Below are 15,571 nucleotides of genomic sequence, written 5' to 3' on the forward strand. Positions count from 1 at the left end.
TACGCGCGCCTCCAAGTGAAGTCAACAGCCATCCGGCGTGCGCGCGACGAAAGTCGCGCCGTGCCGCGCGCCGCGCCCGGAAAGTCCCCGTTCAGCTGGATCGGGGCGCCCGGGACGACACTTCCACGGGCCGGTCTTGATGCACTGCGGCGTGGCCGATGCGCGGTTCCGGGGTTGCCGGGAGCGCGGGCGGCGCCCATCTTGCCGGTCCTCCTTCCACCGCCTGCCCAGACCCCCGCCATGCGTCCAGCGCCCACCCTGCTCGTCCTTGCCGCCGCCGCCGCGTTCGGCGGCTTCGCCGCCACCGCCATCCGCGATGCGGTGCAGGCGCCCGCGCAGGCGGCCGAGCCGGCCGCGGCGCTGCCGGTGCCCACGGTGGCCGCGCTGCCGATGTCGGTCGACGGCCAGGCGCTGCCCTCGCTGGCGCCGATGCTGCAGCGGGTCACGCCGTCGGTGGTCAGCGTGCAGGCGGCGCAGCGGCGCCAGGTGAGCCCGTTCGGCAACGATCCGTTCTTCCGCCGCATGTTCCCCGAGCTGAGCCAGGAGCGGATCGCGCGGTCGCTGGGCTCGGGCGTGATCGTCGATGCCGGCAACGGCTACGTGCTCACCAACCACCACGTGATCGAGAACGCCGACGAGGTGTCGGTGACGCTGTCCGACGGCCGCACGCTTGAGGCCGAGTTCATCGGCTCCGACCCCGATACCGACGTGGCCCTGATGCGCATCGCCGCCGACGGCCTGACCGCGCTGCCGCTGTCGGCCGCGGCGCTGTCGGTGGGCGATTTCGTGGTGGCGGTGGGCAACCCGTTCGGCGTGGGCCAGACGGTCACCTCGGGCATCGTCTCGGCGGTGGGCCGCAGCAATGTGCCCGGCGTGGGCTACCAGAACTTCATCCAGACCGATGCCTCGATCAACCCGGGCAACTCCGGCGGCGCGCTGGTCAACCTGCGCGGCGAGCTGGTGGGCATCAATACCGCCAGCTTCAACCCGCGCGGCAGCGCCGCCGGCAACATCGGGCTGGGCTTCGCGATCCCGGTGGAGCTGGCGCGCAACGTCATGCAGCAGCTGGCCAGCACCGGCACGGTGCGCCGCGGCACCCTGGGCATCGACACCCAGGCGGTGGACGCGCGCCTGGCCACCGCGCTGGAGCTGGACGAGCCGCGCGGCGTGGTCGTCACCCGGGTACACACCGAATCCGGCGCCGCGGCGGCCGGGCTGCGCACCGGCGACGTGATCACCGCGGCCAACGGCCAGCGCATGGACGACCCGGTGTCGCTGCGCAACTTCCAGGGCCTGCAGCCGCTGGACGCGCCGGTGACGCTCGACGTGCTGCGCGACGGCAAGCCGCTGAAGGTCACCGCGCGCCTGCGCGCCCAGCCGCGCGACGGTGCCAGCTACGACGAGCGCCTGGCCGGCGCCACCCTGGCCGACCTCCCCGAGGCGGTGCGCCGCCAGAACCCCAACGCGCGCGGCGTGCTGGTGGAACGGGTGGACGCGGGCAGCCGCGCCTTCCGCAACGGCCTGCGCGAGGGCGACTTCATCTTCGGCGCCAATGCCGGCGAATTCCGCGACCTGGCCGGCTTCCGCGACAGCCTGTCGGACTCGCCGGACCAGCTGGTGCTGCGGATTTCACGCGGTGGACGCGTCGGAAACCTGATCATGCAGTGACTGGCGTCCCCGGACGTCCCGCGCCCCCGCGCCCCTTCTCCAGGAGATGACGATGAGCCCCAACTCGACTGACGCGATGAAGACCAACCTCGGCGAAGCCGGTGCCCACCTCAAGAACGCCGCCACCGACGCCGGCAGCGCGATCAAGAACGCCGCCCACGTGGCCGGCGACGAACTGCGCATGGGCCGTTCGGCGGTCAAGGCCGACCTGGCCGACTCGGCGCTGGCCGGCATCGCCGCGCTGGAAGAGGGCGGCGGCGCGGCGCGCGAGCAGATGGACCAGCTGATGGACAAGGGCCGCGACCTGATCGACAGCGCCGCCGACCTGATCCGCGAGCGCCCGATCGCCTCGTTCGGCGCCGCGTTCGCCGCCGGCTGGATCATCGCCAAGCTTGCGCGCAGCGGCGACCGGTAATCCCGCGACGTGGAAGGGGGACACCCCAACGCAGGCGCCGGGCGCGACGACAAGGCGCCCGGCCTGGATGAAAGCGTGCGTGCGCTCAACAGTGCGCGCAGGCAGGCGGTCGACGCCAGCCGCGGCACCGGGCGCGCGCTGCGCCGCCTGATCGCGGCCGACTTCGCGCTCGCCCGCAGCGCCTTCGGCCGCGGCCTGGCGTGGGCCGGCGCGGCGACCGTGTTCGGCGCCTCGGCCTGGCTGCTGATCACCGGCACCCTGATCGCGCTGATGCAGCGGGGCGGGATGTCGTGGCTCACCTCGCTGGCGATCGCCGCCGCGGTCAGCGTGGTGGCGGCGGTGTTCTCCGCCTGGCGCGTGTCGCGCTACTTCGACTACACCGGCATGCATGCCACCCGGCGGCAGCTGACCAGGCTCGGGCTGTTCGACGAGGACGGCAGCGCCGACGACGACGACGACGATCCGCCGCCGGACATCTCGCCCGAAGCCGCGGCAGCGGCGGCGGCCGCGCAGGCGGCCAAGTCCGCGGCGCAGGCCTCGGCCGCGAGCCACGTGCGGCCGGCGGGCGTGCCCCCGGGAGCGAACTGATGCGGTTCGAACGCTTGCGCGACGAGGTGGTGATGGCCGAGCGCCGCGTGGAAACGCGGATGCTGCGGGCGCAGACCAACTGGCGCGTGCTCAAGACCGTCTGGCGCGAGAGCTGGACGCCGGCGCGCATCCTTGCCGTCGGCCTGGCCGGCGGCTTCCTGTTCGGACGTGCCCGCCCGTTGAAGAAGATGGGCACGGTTTCGCCGACCCGGTGGATCCAGCTGGCCACCAGCCTGTCGGGCCTGATCGCCACCTTCCGCGCCAAGCAGGCGGCCGAGTCGGCTGAAGTGGCCGCCGCCGATGCCGGCCAAGCTGCAGCCGAGGCCGAAGAGACGGTGGAGGCCGTCGCCACCGGCGCACCCGACGTGGAACTCACGCCCGACACCCCGGTGCGCACCGTCTCCGACGCCCGCCGCCGCCCCGAAGCCCCCTGGACCGGCGAGCCCCGACCGGCGGAAGCCGCGACGGAACTTTCCGAGCGCTGATCGGGGCCTCCCCGCACTGAGGGGGCGTCATCGCGCACCGGGCCGGAAAGAGGGTCGCGTTGTTGTTCGCCGCGACTTCGGCATGGAGCGGGCGGAGTCCGGTTCGCCCGCGACACGGGCAGGGCGAGCCCAAGGCATTCGGCGCAGGCGACCCGACGCTTCGAGGCCGCGCCCTTGCTGTGCCTTCGCCGCTTCCGGGGCATTGCGCCCCGCGCACGCCACAGAGGCGGCAGCAGCACCAGCGCCGCGCAGCTCCAGTCCTTTCGGTTGCCGTCCCGGGAAGGTGCCGGAAGCGGATGGGGCCGGGTCCGCTGTCGCGTTGCCTGCCCCATCCCGCCCTCGGGCCACACTCCCCGCGCGCCGCGCTCCTGATGGTCCTTCCCGCCCGCGGTAGAAGGGGCCGAGGGCGGAGGGGCGAGCCCGCTCCAGCCCGGCACCCCGCCATCACAGGGCCGTGTCCCTCCGCGATGCCATGATCGCGTCCCGATTCCGACGCGCCCGCCATGGCCCACGACGCGCCACCCGTCATCACCGACGTGTCCCTGCCCGAGGCGCCCCCGCCGCCGCTGCGGCCGCGCGCCTCGACTGCGGCCCTGGTGCTGGCGACGCTCGCGGTGGGTTACACGCTGTGGGCCGCGCAGGCGTTGCTGCTGCCGGTGCTGCTGGCGATGTTCTTCTCGCTGGTCGCCAGCCCGGTGCTGCGCCTGCTCAGGCGCTTGTGGGTGCCGCGCTTCCTGTCCGCCCTGCTGGTGGTCTGCGGCGGGCTCGCGGCGTTCGGCGCGCTGGGCTATCAGATGCTGCCCTCGGCGATGGCCTGGGCGCGCGAGGCGCCGCGCGAGATGCGCCAGCTGGCGCCCAAGCTGCGCGAGCTGACCCGGCCGATGCACGAGGCCAACCAGGCCGCCGAGAATTTCGCCCGCGCCGCCGGCGGCGAGACCGGGCGTCAGCCGCAGCTGGTGCGCACCGTGGTCGATCCGTTCCAGAAGCTCACCGAAACCCCGCGCCTGCTGGCGTCGCTGCTGGCGGTGGTGCTGCTGACGTTCTTCTTCATGGTCTACGGCGAGAAGCTGCAGCGGCACGCGATCGCGCTGCTGCCGGGGCGGCAGCAGAAGAAGTTCACGGTGGAGATCCTGCAGTCGATGGAGCGCGAGGTCTCGCGCTACGTGCTCACGATCACCCTGATCAACGCCGTGGTCGGCCTGCTGTTCGCGTGCGTGCTGTACCTGATGCAGATCCCGCTGCCCGAGGCGCTGCTCTGGGGCACGATGGTGGCGCTGCTCAACTTCGCGCCGTACGTGGGGCCGCTGATCGGCATGCTGGCGATGCTGCTGGTGGGCTTCATCACCTTCGACGAGCCGTTGCAGGCGCTGATGCCGGCGGCGGCGTACCTGGTGCTGCACACGATCGAGGGCCAGGTGGTGACCCCGATCGTGCTCGGCCGCAGCATGGCGCTGTCGCCGCTGGTGCTGATCCTGGCGCTGATGCTGTTCGGCTGGCTGTGGGGCATCGTCGGCCTGCTGCTGGCGGTGCCGCTGCTGGTGTGCGTGAAGCTGGTGCTGGCGCGCGTGGAAGGCATGGAGGGCTGGGCGCGGCTGCTCGAATAGGTGCGTTTGCTGGACCAGGGCTCGTCGTTCCGGGCGTGTGCGGGGGGTTCTTGTGCTGTGTGTCGCGCGCGCCTTGTTTACCCGGATGCGGCCTTCGGCCTTATCCGGGCTACGCGCCGCGCGTTGTAGCCCGGGTAAGCGCAGCGCACCCGGGACGCTGCGCCACCTACTCGCGCGGCGGCTTGCGGATGCATCGTCGGGATGCCGAGTCCCCGGATGCGGCCTTTGGCCTTATCCGGGCTACGCGCCTAGCGTTGTAGCCCGGGTAAGCCTAGCGCACCCGGGACGCTGCGCCACCCACTTGCGACGCGGCCTGCGGATGCATCGTCGGGATGCCAAGTCCCCGGATGCGGCCTTTGGCCTTATCCGGGCTACGCGCCCCGCGTTGGTAGCCCGGGTAAGCGCAGCGCACCCGGGACGCTGTGCCACTCACTCGCACGACGGCCTGCGGAGGCATCGTCCGGATGTCGATCCCCGGATGCGGCCTTCGGCCTTATCCGGGCTACGCGCAGCGCGTTTGTAGCCCGGGTAAGCGCAGCGCACCCGGGACGCGAACGTTTCAGGTACGAGGCGCCTGGTCCGCGCCGCCGAGCCTCAGCGCCGCTCGAGCCAGTCCGCCAGCGCGGCCAGGGTGTCGAAGTGCAGGTCCGGCGCGACATCGTCGTGCGGCCAGGTGGCCTGCACGCGGTTGATCCAGCAACTGCGCAGGCCCGCCAGCGCGGCGCCGCGCACGTCGGCGTCGACGTGGTCGCCCACGTGCAGCACCTCGTTCGGTTCGCAGCGCAGCCGCTCGCACGCGGCGAGGAAGATGCTCGGCTCGGGCTTGGCCGCGCCGTGCTCGCGCGCGTGCAGCTGGAAGGCGAAGTGCCGGTCGATGCCGCAGCGCGCCAGGTCGGCATTGCCGTTGCTCAGCGCCACCACCGGCACCTGCGCGGCGATGCGCTCAAGCGCATCGAGCGCGTCGGGGTAGAACTCGACCCGGTTGCGTTCGGCGTAGAAGGCCTCGTATGCCGCGTCGAGCAGGGTCATGTCGCCCTCGCTCTCGCGCAGCGCGATCTCGAGCGTCATCCGGCGCAGGGCGCTGAGATCGTGGGCCAGGTGCGGATGGTCGCGCCACACCCGCTCGCGCAGCGCGCGCATCGCCTCGATCGGGAACATCGTCGCGGTGGCCGGGCTGTGGGTGCGCATCCAGTCGTCGAGCACGCGCTCGATGCGCGCGCCGATCGGCGCGAACGGCCACAGGGTGTCGTCGAGGTCGAGGGTGATCGCGCGTACGGGGAACCGCATGGCGACAGTGTAGCGGGGTGTGGGGTGCGGGTCCCCGGGTGCGCTGTGCTTGCCCGGGCGACGCAAGGCCGCGTCCGTAGCCCGGATAAGGCCGCAGGCCGCATCCGGGGTGGACGGCCGGGTATGTGCTCGTCGCACCTGCGTGGGCTGTGTCATGCCGGTCGCCGCGCTGTTCATGCGCGGGTCCCCGGGTGCGCTGCGCTTACCCGGGCGACGCAAGGCCGCGTCCGTAGCCCGGATCAGGCCGCAGGCCGCATCCGGGGTCGGGCCTCGAATTGGCTCAGCTGCCCGCCAGCCGCCACGCCAGCGGCCGCCACGCGCGGGCCGCGTGGAGTGCCAGGCGGGCGGGGCAGGAGAGCGAGAACGCGCCGGTCGCCACCGGTTCCCGATCGGGCAGCAGGGCGGCCATGTGGCTGTCGCCGCCGGACATGCTGTCGAAGCAGCGCAGCTGCGGCCATGTCGTGCGCAGTGCGCGCATGAGCATCCATTCGTTGAGCCGGCCCGGGCTGTAGCGCGCGAACGCCGGATCGAAGCCGCTCTTGAATGCGTGCAGGGTGTCGCCCACGCGCATGTTGCTGGTGGATGCGACCGCCACGCCATCGACGCGGACCTCGCTGAAGACCATCGCGCCGCGCGCGGCGAATCGCGTGCACAGGTCGCGGAAGAACGCGGCGTGGCGCTGGCTCGACAGCAGCGAGGTGCCGGCCTCGCGCTTCCAGCCGTGGTGCTCCAGGCGCAGGTGGGTCTCGATCGCGGACGCGTCCGCGTCGGCGCCGTGCAGCAGGTGGAACCCGACTTCGCCGCGCTCGCGAAGCCGGCGCAGCCGCCGCTCCAGGTCCTTGCGCACGGACGCAGGCATGCGCGCATCGACGTCGCCGCGGTCCAGGTGCAGCACCGGGCGCTGGAACCGCCCGTGTTCGTGCCAGCGCCCGTGTTCGCGCGCCACCCGGCGCTTGAGCGCGCGCGCCAGCGGGTCGGACATCGCCAGGCGCTCGAACGACAGCCCGTGGCGCCGCCGAGGCGCACGTTCGCGGGTGAAGCGCAGCAGCGCATCGGCGACCGCCTCGTCCTCGCCCGCCTGCACCAGCATGCCGCAGCGGAACGAGTGCACGCTGCGGAAGCCGCCCACCCGCGGCAGCGGCGCGAACAGGTCCGGGCCTTCGTCGACGAAGCAGCCCACGCCGATCAGGCGCGCGCCGCGCGAGACCCGCACCACCGTCGGCGCCGGGCCGTCGAGCCAGCGTGCCGCCGGCAGCACGAATTCCGGCATCGCGAACGGGCTCGCCCACGGAGCCTCCTGGCCCAGCGCGCCCCAGTCCGCAAGCGCACCGGCGTCGAGGGCGTGCAACGGACCCCACTGCAACTCGATCTCGCTCAAGACAACATCTACCGTGATCCCCTGTCACTGGCATACGCGAAATCGGCCGGGCGCAGGCCACGCGCGGACGCCGCCGCGAGAAAATCCGGGCCGCTTCCGTCACACTAGCGGCATGGAACCTGCCGACCTGCCAGCGGGCTTCGCGCCCGCCGATCCCGACGCCCTTCCGCTGCACCTGCTCGAACGCGCGCACTACGACGACTGGCTGCAGGCCCAGCCCGACCCGGTGCGCGCCTGGCTGTCGCAGCAGCAGTTCGACGCCAGCGGGGGCAGCTGCGTGCTGCTGCCGGGCGAGCATGGCGTCGCCGGCGCGGTGCTCGGCATCGGCGATCCGCTCGACCCCTACAGCTACGCGCACGCGCCCACCGCGCTGCCGGCCGGCGACTGGCGCCCGGCCGCGCCCGTGCAGGGCGATGCCGCGCGCGCGCTGCAGCTGGGCTGGGGCCTGGGCGCGTACCGCTTCGCGCGCTACAAGACCGGCGGCCGCGCGCCGGCGCGGCTGTCGCTGCCGGCGCTGGATGCCGAGGCGCGTGACGTGCTCGCCGCCTGCGTGCGCGTGCGCGACCTGGTCAACACCCCGACCGAGGACATGGGGCCGGAGCAGCTCGAAGCGGCGGCGCGCGAGATCGCGCGCACGCACGGTGCGCACTTCCAGAGCATCGTCGGCGAGGCGCTGCTGGCGCAGGGGTTCCCCGCCATCCATGCCGTCGGCCGCGCCTCGCACCGCGCGCCGCGGCTGCTGAAGTTCGAATGGTCCGGCGCGGCCGAGGGCCCGCACCTGGTGCTGGTGGGCAAGGGCGTGTGCTTCGACACCGGCGGCCTGGACATCAAGCCGGCCGACGGCATGCGCCACATGAAGAAGGACATGGGCGGCGCCGCGCATGCGCTGGCGCTGGCCGAACTGGTGATGGCGCGCCGGCTGCCGCTGCGGCTCACCGTGCTGGTGCCGGCGGTGGAGAACGCGATCGGCCCCGAGGCCTTCCGCCCGGGCGAGGTGATTGCCACCCGCAAGGGCGTGAGCGTGGAGATCGACAACACCGACGCCGAAGGCCGCCTGGTGCTGTGCGACGCGCTGGCGCACGCCGGCGAACTGGCGCCCGACCTGATCCTGGATTTCGCCACCCTGACCGGCGCGGCGCGGATCGCGCTGGGCCCCGACCTGCCGGCGTTGTTCGCCAACGACGACGCCCTGGCCGGCGACTGGCTGGCCGCCGGCGAGCGCGAACGCGACCCGCTGTGGCGCATGCCGCTGTGGCGCCCGTACCTGCGCTACCTCACCAGCCACATCGCCGACCTGGCCAACGCCGGCTCGCGCATGGCCGGCGCGGTGACCGCGGCGCTGTACCTGGAGCGCTTCGTGCCCGACGGCGTGCCGTGGGCGCACCTGGACGTGTACGCCTGGAACGACAGCGCCCGCGCCGGCCGCCCCGCCGGCGGCGAGGCCCTGGGCCTGCGCGCCGCCTACGCGATGCTCAAGGCCCGCTGCGGCGGCTGAGCACCGTCAGCGCAGCCAGCCGCGGGCCGCGGCCAGGCGCGCGTACCACAGCAGGAACGCGGCGATGCCGACGATCAGCAGGGTCATCGGCAGGCCCGACACGCCGGAGGCTTCCCAGGCCGGAGTGAGCGCGTAGAGCGCGATCATCTGCACCAGCACCGCGGCCAGCGAGATCGCCAGCAGCGGCACCGCCCAGCGACGCCGCAGCAGCAGTCCCAGCGACCCCAGCGCGCCGCCGCATACGGCAATGGCGTAGAACACGTCGAGCCACGGCGGCATCGCCGCATAGACCGCCTGCTGCGCCGGCGGCAGGGCGGCGATCTGGGCGGCGTCGAGACTGGTCTGCAGGACGAACATCGCGATGCCGGTGAGGTTCCAGGCGAACGCGGCGATCGCGATCACGCGGAACAGGGTCGGGACGCGGGTCATGGCGGTCTCCGGAGCGGTGCGGTACCGGCAGCCTACGCCCGTGGAACGGGCAAGCGGAACGCCCCGGGGCCTCCGATGTAGCCCGGGCAAGCGAAGCGCACCCGGGGCCGGCGGGATGGGTCACCGGCCGGCGTTCGCATCCGTAGGCGGTGCCATTGCGCATCGTGCCGCTCGCCGACCTCCACGGGTGCGGCCTGCGGCTTGATCCGGGCGTCGTGGCGCGGTTCGAAAGGTCCATGCCACCCGGGTAAGCGCAGCGCATCCGGGGAGGCAGGCGGGGCGGGTCATCGACCGGCGTCCGGGATCGTGGCGCCCCCGATGGGGCCTGCGGCCTTATCCGGGCGACGCGCCGTGCCCGTGTAGCCCGGGTAAGCGCAGCGCACCCGGGGCAGGCAGGCGGGGTGCGCCCTCGACTAGCGTCCGGGTGCGTGGCGCCCCGGATGCGGCCTTCGGCCTTATCCGGGCTACGCGCCGTGCCCGTGTCGCCCGGGTCAACGCAGCGCACCCGGGATTCGCGATACCGGGGACGGTCCTACAGCCAGCCCTTCTCGCGCGCCAGGCGGTAGGCCTCGATGCGGTTGCCGACGCCGAGCTTCCCGATCGCCTCGGACAGGTAGTTGCGCACGGTGCCGTGGGACAGGTTGAGCCGCGCGGCGATCTGCCCGGCCGAGAGGCCTTCGCCGGCCAGGCGCAGGGCCTGGCGTTCGCGGTCGCTGAGCGGGTCGGCTTCGCCCCAGGCTTCCAGCGCCAGCTGCGGATCGATCGCGCGGCCGCCGCGGTGTACCTGGCGCAGCGCGTCGGCGAGCTGCTCGGCGGGCGCATCCTTGAGCAGGTAGCCCGACACGCCCGCCTCGAGCGCGCGGCGCAGGAAGCCGCCGCGGGCGAAGGTGGTGACGATCACCACCTTCACCGGCAGGCCATGGCGCTGGATGCGCTGGGCGAGTTCGAGCCCGGTCAGGCCGGGCATCTCGATGTCGGTGACCAGGATGTCGGGCTCGAGCCGCTGCAGTTCGCGCCACGCGCTTTCGCCGTCGGCGGCGGTGCCGGCAACGGTGATGTCGCTTTCCAGTTCCAGCAGCGCCGCCAGCGCGCCGCGCAGCATGGCCTGGTCTTCGGCGAGCAGGATCCGGATCACGGAGCGGGGGCGGGGATTGGCATGGGCATGCGGGCAAAGTAGCAGGTCGGTCGCGTGAGCCGGGGCGGGCGGACGGCACGAAAGGAAGGATGCGTCGGTCAGCCTCGTCGTGCGGAGTCCCGGGTGCGCTTCGCTTACTCGGGCTACGAGGCCCATTCGAGCCCAGCTGCGTAGCCCGGATAAGGCCGTAGGCCGCATCCGGGCGCTGCGGATGCGAAGGGATGGCCCATGTTCAACTCCCGATGGGTCCCGGGTGCGCTTCGCTTACCCGGGCTACGCCGGCCCGTTCGAATCTTGCCGCGTCGCCCGGACAAGGCCGCATGCCGGATCCGGGGATGCGAACCGCGGCGACGTTCAACCGACCGGCGGCGCCGCGTCGTCGTTCGCCGCCAGCGGCACGCGCGCCTCGACCACGGTGCCGCCGCGTTCGCCGGCGCCCACGCGCAGGCGGCCGCGCAGGGCCTCGATCCGTTCGCGCATGCCGGCCAGGCCGTTGCCGGGCACGATCGCGCCGCCGCGGCCGTCGTCGACGATGCGCAGCACCGCGTCGCCGCCGTCGACGCCGAAGCTGACCTCGGCGCGCTGGGCGCGGGCATGGCGCTGGATGTTGGTGGCGGCTTCGCGCACGGCCAGCGCCAGCGCGATCTCCACGCCCGCGGGCAGCGCGCTGTCGGCGAAGCCGGTGTCGAAGCGGTAGTCGAAGGCGATGCCGTCGGTTTCCAGCAGCAGCTTGGCCGAGGCGAGCTCGGCGGCCAGCCCCGCCGCGCGGATCCCGCTCACCGCGCGCCGCACCTGCGACAGCGCCTCGCGCGCGACTCGGCTCACCTCGCCGATCTCGCTGCGCGCGGCCGCGGGATCACGCTCCAGCAGCCGGCCGGCGAGGTCGGACTTGAGCGCCACCATCGACAGCGTGTGCCCGAGCAGGTCGTGCAGGTCGCGGCCGATGCGTTCGCGTTCGGCCAGCGCGGCCAGCCGCCGCACCTCGTCGTGCGACAGGCGCAGCGCCGCGTCGCGCTCGCGGCCGAAGCGCTCCAGCACCACCAGCACGCCGATGATCGCGGTCACGGTGGGCATCCACACCAGCGCCTGCCACGGGTAGCCGATATGCAGCGCGTAGCCCAGCAGCAGCGCGTTGAGCACCACCAGCGCCACCAGGTAGGCCAGGACCGAGCGTCCGGTGCGCGGCTGCAGCATCACGCAGCCGAACACGAAATAGCTCAGGCCCGACGGGTACCACGGCAGCAGCGCGAAGCACAGCGCCACCATCGCCAGCGCACAGGCGTAGGCCTTGCGCGGCGACAGCACCACCGTCATCGCGTACAGCCACACGAACAGCGGATAGGACGCGAGCGTGAGCCAGGCCCAGCGCGCGCTGTAGCCGTAGGCGCCGCCGGAGAACGCGGGGGTGAGGAACACCCACACCGACCACACCAGGTGGATCATCGCCGTCCACGGCGAGCGCCCCATGCGCTGCTCCAGCGCGGCAAGCGAACCGGGCTGCGGCGTCAGCCGGCGCGGCACGGGACGCCGGGTCATGCGTGCGAGGCCCATATGGCGGCGATGCGGCCTGCGGCCTTGTCCGGGCTGCAAACGATGCGGCCTTGCGTCGCCCGGGTAAGCGCAGCGCACCCGGGGATCCGCGCATGCAAAGTGCGGCGACGGGCATGACACGGCCCACGGACGCCTGCAAGGCTGGTCGCGGCGTGTCGCCCGGCACGCAGCGCGCGGATCCGCGCGGGTCGAGCGGGCGCCGGACGATACGCATCGTCCGCCACGCTGGCCGCGCCGCGGCCAACCCGGATCCGGCGCTCGGGTGCGGCCGGGCCCAGGCCGCTGCCACGCGCCACGAACATGGGTGCCGCACTCATGCCATCTCCTCCGTTTCCCCGATGGCCGTCATTCCGCCGCCGTCAGCCGCCGCTGCGCCAAGGCGAAGCACACCGCGGTCACGCCCGCCAGCACCGCGACATGCAGCCAGGCGCAATGGCCATCGTCGTGTCCCACCACCTTCAGCGCAAGCTGGGCGAGATGGTAGGCCGGCCACACCGGGGCCAGCCGCGCCAGCCAGTCCGGCAGCATCGACAGCGGCAGCCACAGCCCGGACAGGAACGCCATCGGCAGGTACAGCGCGTTGAGCAGCACCGGCGCGGCGTTGCCGCCCACGAGGCTGCCGACCCACAGGCCGATGGCCGCGAACGGCACCACGCCGGCCACGTTCACCGCCAGCAGTGCCGCCCACTGCCATGGCGACAGCCGTACGCCGGCCAGGCCCGCGGCGAGCGCCGCCAGCAGCAGCGACACCGCCAGCCCGAACAGCACCGCCATCGCCATGCGCGCGAGCAGCAGCGCGCCGGGCGGGGTCGGCAGCGCGCGCCGCAGGCGCAGGTAGCCGCGCTCGCGGTCCATCGCGATGGTCACGCCGAAGCCGAACATGGCCGCGCCGATCACGCCGAATACGCTGTAGCTGGCGAGCAGGTATTGCGCCGCGCCGGCGCTGCCGCGGTTGAGCAGCACGCCGAACAGCAGGTAGAACAGCGCCGGGAACGCGACCACCGGGATGCAGTACGCCGGCTCGCGCCACATGCGCAGCAGTTCGCAGCGGGCCTCGAGCAGGTAGGCGCGCAATGGCGCGCGGCTATCGATCGCGGTGTCCATCAGGCGGCCTCGGCAGGGGCAGGGCGGGTGAGCGCGAGGAAGGCATCGGCCAGGCCGGCGCGCTGGATCTCCAGCTCGCGCAGCGCGGGGTCGTGCTGCAGCAGGGACCGCACCACCGGTTCGGCCGGTTCGGCGAGGATCCGCAGCGCGTCGCCGTCGCGCGTGGCCGCCTGCACGCCGAGCCACCGTGCGACCGTGTCCGCCGGCAGCGACGACACGCAGCGGATGCGGCGCACCGCCACGCGCGCGCGGATGGCGTCGATGCCGCCCTCGGCGGCCAGGCGGCCCTCCGCGAGCACCGCGACCCGGTCCGACAGCGCCTCGGCCTCTTCCAGGTAGTGAGTGGTGAGCAGCACCGCGCTGCCATCCGCGACGAGTTCGCGCACCGCCGCCCACAGCCGCTGGCGCGCATCGAGGTCGAGCCCGGTGGTGGGTTCGTCGAGGCACAGCAGGCGCGGCCGGCCGCAGACCGCCAGCGCGAACTGCACCCGCCGCTGCTGTCCACCGGACAGCGCGCCGTAGCGGCGGTCGAGCAGTCCGTCCAGGCCGGCGAGCGCGACGCAGTCGGCGACGCTGCGCGGCGCCGGATAGCCGGCGCGCACCAGCGCCAGCATTTCGCCCACGCACAGGCGCTCGGGAATGCCCGCCGACTGCAGCATGACGCCGCAGCGCCGGCGCACTGCAGGCGTGCGCGGCGCTTCGCCGAACACGCGCACGTGCCCGGCGTCCGGCACCAGCAGCCCCAGCAGCAGGCCGACCGCGGTGCTCTTGCCGGCACCGTTCGCGCCCAGCAGGGAGGTGACCTGGCCGGGATGCAGCGCAAGGTCGAGGCCGTCCAGCGCGCGGGTCGCGCCGTAGCGCTTGCCGACCCCGGCCAGCTGCGCCAGTGGCGCGGATGTCGATTCCATGCGGCGTGCTCCGTCGTACGCGTTGACCCGGGGACATCGTGGCGATGGCGGCATGTGCGCGGCAGGCGAGGGCGTCAGCGCAAGCGGGTGACAGCTGTCAGGGGCCTGCAGCCGTCATCGCCGCTACGCTTGACCGTGTCGCGCGTGGCCGTGGGCCGCGTCGACGCGGCCGCTGGGTCACAATGGCCGCGGTTCCCCGTCCAGTGCTCTCATGAACACCAACGCAGACCTGCTCAACGAACTCCGCATCGACCGCTCGCCCGGCCCGCCGCCGTCGCGCAAGGGGCTGTGGATCGCGCTCGCCGCCGCGGTGGTGGTGGTTCTGCTGGCGCTGGCCGGCTGGTGGCTGTTCGCGCGCGAGAAGCCGGTGCCGGTGGAGACCGCGACCGCGGTGTCGCTGTCGGCCAGCACCGCGCCCGCCTCGGTGCTCGATGCCTCGGGCTACGTGGTGGCGCGGCGCATGGCCACGGTGTCGGCCAAGATCACCGGGCGCGTGCGCGAGGTGCTGATCGAGGAAGGCATGGAGGTTGAGGAAGGCCAGGTGATGGCGCGGCTGGACCCGATCGATGCCGATGCCCAGCGCTCGCTCAGCGCGGCGCAGCTGTCGGCGGCGCGCAGCCAGGCCGCGAGCATCTCGGCGCGCCTGACCGAAGCGGAAGCCAATGCGCAGCGCCTCTCGCGCCTGGTCGGCCAGCAGCTGGTGTCCAAGGCGCAGCACGACCAGGCCGTGGCCCAGCGCGACGCGCTGCGCGCCGAACTGGTGACCGCGCGCCGCAACGCCGAGGTCGCGGCCGACAGCCTGCGCATCTCCGACATCGGCGTGGACAACACCGTGGTGCGCGCGCCGTTCGCCGGCGTGGTCATCGCCAAGGCGGCGCAGCCGGGCGAGATCGTCTCGCCGCTGTCGGCCGGCGGCGGCTTCACCCGCACCGGCATCGGCACCATCGTCGACATGGATTCGCTGGAAGTCGAGGTCGACGTCGGCGAGGCCTACATCGGCCGGGTGCAGCCGAAGATGCCGGTGCAGGCCACGCTCAACGCCTATCCGGACTGGAAGATCCCGGCCGAGGTGATCGCGATCATCCCCACCGCCGACCGCGGCAAGGCCACGGTGAAGGTGCGCGTGGCGCTGAAGGAGAAGGACGCGCGCATCGTGCCGGACATGGGCGTGACCGTGAGCTTCCTGGAGCAGGCGCCGGCCGAGGACGAGGCGCCGCGCCGCGGCGTGCGCGTGCCGGCCACGGCGGTGGTCGGACAGGGCGATGGCGCGGCGGTGTTCGTGGTCGGCGACGGCAGCGTGGTCGAACGCCGGGGAGTCGAGGCCGGCGGCACAATCGGCGACGCGCGCGAGGTCACCTCGGGCCTGGCGCCCGGCGAAACGGTGGTCCTCGCCCCGCCGTCCGGACTCGCCGACGGCGCCACCGTCACCACGGAGGCGCCATGAGCATGCCCGTGGCGAACGCCAATCTTCGATCCCACCCACAGTGACAACCCGCGCCCTGCACCGAACCACCCCGCAGGGCA

At 73.3% G+C, this 15,571-nt stretch carries 13 protein-coding genes and 1 pseudogene; 7 read left to right on the forward strand and 7 right to left on the reverse strand.

What is annotated here, in order from left to right; all coding sequences use genetic code 11:
* Positions 1-240: 240 nt before the first annotated feature.
* The 5 genes and pseudogenes from QFW80_RS14415 to QFW80_RS14435 all read left to right on the forward strand — a co-directional run bounded on the left by QFW80_RS14415 (position 241) and on the right by QFW80_RS14435 (position 4,760).
* Complete coding sequence (locus QFW80_RS14415; RefSeq protein ID WP_280602674.1) at positions 241-1,668, forward strand: Do family serine endopeptidase; 1,428 nt, start codon at positions 241-243, stop codon at positions 1,666-1,668.
* A gap of 52 nt (positions 1,669-1,720) precedes the next feature.
* The gene (locus tag QFW80_RS14420) at positions 1,721-2,083 is read left to right on the forward strand and encodes a hypothetical protein (RefSeq protein ID WP_280602675.1); all 363 of its coding nucleotides are present in this window, start codon (positions 1,721-1,723) and stop codon (positions 2,081-2,083) included.
* 9 nt (positions 2,084-2,092) lie between these two features.
* A pseudogene (locus tag QFW80_RS14425) lies at positions 2,093-2,536 on the forward strand (phage holin family protein); the annotation flags it as partial.
* A 134-nt stretch (positions 2,537-2,670) separates the two neighbouring features.
* Complete coding sequence (locus tag QFW80_RS14430; protein WP_280602676.1) at positions 2,671-3,156, forward strand: protein sip-5; 486 nt, start codon at positions 2,671-2,673, stop codon at positions 3,154-3,156.
* A gap of 503 nt (positions 3,157-3,659) precedes the next feature.
* Positions 3,660-4,760, forward strand: a complete 1,101-nt coding sequence (locus QFW80_RS14435; RefSeq protein ID WP_280602677.1) for an AI-2E family transporter — start codon at positions 3,660-3,662, stop codon at positions 4,758-4,760.
* Between the two features lie 594 nt (positions 4,761-5,354).
* On the opposite strand, the gene QFW80_RS14440 is transcribed toward QFW80_RS14435, so the two are convergent.
* Positions 5,355-6,047, reverse strand: a complete 693-nt coding sequence (locus QFW80_RS14440) for an HAD family hydrolase (RefSeq protein ID WP_280602678.1) — start codon at positions 6,045-6,047, stop codon at positions 5,355-5,357.
* Between the two features lie 280 nt (positions 6,048-6,327).
* Positions 6,328-7,425, reverse strand: coding sequence for a GNAT family N-acetyltransferase (locus tag QFW80_RS14445; protein WP_280602679.1), 1,098 nt, complete (start codon positions 7,423-7,425; stop codon positions 6,328-6,330).
* A 112-nt stretch (positions 7,426-7,537) separates the two neighbouring features.
* Here QFW80_RS14445 and QFW80_RS14450 point away from each other — a divergent pair, with 112 nt between their 5' ends.
* Positions 7,538-8,920, forward strand: coding sequence for a leucyl aminopeptidase family protein (locus tag QFW80_RS14450; protein ID WP_280602680.1), 1,383 nt, complete (start codon positions 7,538-7,540; stop codon positions 8,918-8,920).
* Between the two features lie 6 nt (positions 8,921-8,926).
* Here the strand turns inward: QFW80_RS14450 and QFW80_RS14455 are convergent, their stop codons facing one another.
* From QFW80_RS14455 to QFW80_RS14475, 5 genes are all read right to left on the reverse strand, one after another.
* On the reverse strand, positions 8,927-9,349 hold the full coding sequence (locus tag QFW80_RS14455) for a hypothetical protein (protein WP_280602681.1): 423 nt from the start codon (positions 9,347-9,349) through the stop codon (positions 8,927-8,929).
* A gap of 532 nt (positions 9,350-9,881) precedes the next feature.
* A complete protein-coding gene (locus tag QFW80_RS14460; RefSeq protein ID WP_280602682.1) occupies positions 9,882-10,484 on the reverse strand; it encodes a response regulator transcription factor in 603 nt (200 codons plus the stop codon).
* 354 nt (positions 10,485-10,838) lie between these two features.
* Entirely contained in the window at positions 10,839-12,020 is a 1,182-nt protein-coding gene (locus QFW80_RS14465; RefSeq protein WP_280602683.1) for a sensor histidine kinase, read from the reverse strand.
* Between the two features lie 360 nt (positions 12,021-12,380).
* Positions 12,381-13,139 (reverse strand): ABC transporter permease, encoded by a 759-nt coding sequence (locus QFW80_RS14470; protein WP_280602684.1) that lies wholly within the window; start codon positions 13,137-13,139, stop codon positions 12,381-12,383.
* Positions 13,139-14,047 carry an ABC transporter ATP-binding protein gene (locus tag QFW80_RS14475; RefSeq protein WP_280602685.1) on the reverse strand — a complete coding sequence of 303 codons (909 nt, stop codon included), beginning with the start codon at positions 14,045-14,047 and terminating at the stop codon, positions 13,139-13,141. Before QFW80_RS14475 ends, QFW80_RS14470 begins: the two co-directional genes overlap by 1 nt.
* Before the next feature lie 211 nt (positions 14,048-14,258).
* Here QFW80_RS14475 and QFW80_RS14480 point away from each other — a divergent pair, with 211 nt between their 5' ends.
* Positions 14,259-15,491: an efflux RND transporter periplasmic adaptor subunit gene (locus tag QFW80_RS14480; protein ID WP_280602686.1), complete on the forward strand. Its 1,233-nt coding sequence runs from the start codon at positions 14,259-14,261 to the stop codon at positions 15,489-15,491.
* Positions 15,492-15,571 lie beyond the last annotated feature (80 nt).

This window comes from Luteimonas rhizosphaericola, from assembly GCF_029888045.1.
Lineage (GTDB): Bacteria > Pseudomonadota > Gammaproteobacteria > Xanthomonadales > Xanthomonadaceae > Luteimonas > Luteimonas rhizosphaericola.

Bases quoted from the DNA above. Each gene is read 5' to 3' on its own strand.
- QFW80_RS14415 (WP_280602674.1), top strand. From the start codon at position 241: ATGCGTCCAGCGCCCACCCTGCTCGTCCTTGCCGCCGCCGCCGCGTTC.
- QFW80_RS14420 (WP_280602675.1), top strand. From the start codon at position 1,721: ATGAGCCCCAACTCGACTGACGCGATGAAGACCAACCTCGGCGAAGCC.
- QFW80_RS14430 (WP_280602676.1), top strand. From the start codon at position 2,671: ATGCGGTTCGAACGCTTGCGCGACGAGGTGGTGATGGCCGAGCGCCGC.
- QFW80_RS14435 (WP_280602677.1), top strand. From the start codon at position 3,660: ATGGCCCACGACGCGCCACCCGTCATCACCGACGTGTCCCTGCCCGAG.
- QFW80_RS14440 (WP_280602678.1), bottom strand. From the start codon at position 6,047: ATGCGGTTCCCCGTACGCGCGATCACCCTCGACCTCGACGACACCCTG.
- QFW80_RS14450 (WP_280602680.1), top strand. From the start codon at position 7,538: ATGGAACCTGCCGACCTGCCAGCGGGCTTCGCGCCCGCCGATCCCGAC.
- QFW80_RS14455 (WP_280602681.1), bottom strand. From the start codon at position 9,349: ATGACCCGCGTCCCGACCCTGTTCCGCGTGATCGCGATCGCCGCGTTC.
- QFW80_RS14465 (WP_280602683.1), bottom strand. From the start codon at position 12,020: ATGACCCGGCGTCCCGTGCCGCGCCGGCTGACGCCGCAGCCCGGTTCG.
- QFW80_RS14470 (WP_280602684.1), bottom strand. From the start codon at position 13,139: ATGGACACCGCGATCGATAGCCGCGCGCCATTGCGCGCCTACCTGCTC.
- QFW80_RS14475 (WP_280602685.1), bottom strand. From the start codon at position 14,047: ATGGAATCGACATCCGCGCCACTGGCGCAGCTGGCCGGGGTCGGCAAG.
- QFW80_RS14480 (WP_280602686.1), top strand. From the start codon at position 14,259: ATGAACACCAACGCAGACCTGCTCAACGAACTCCGCATCGACCGCTCG.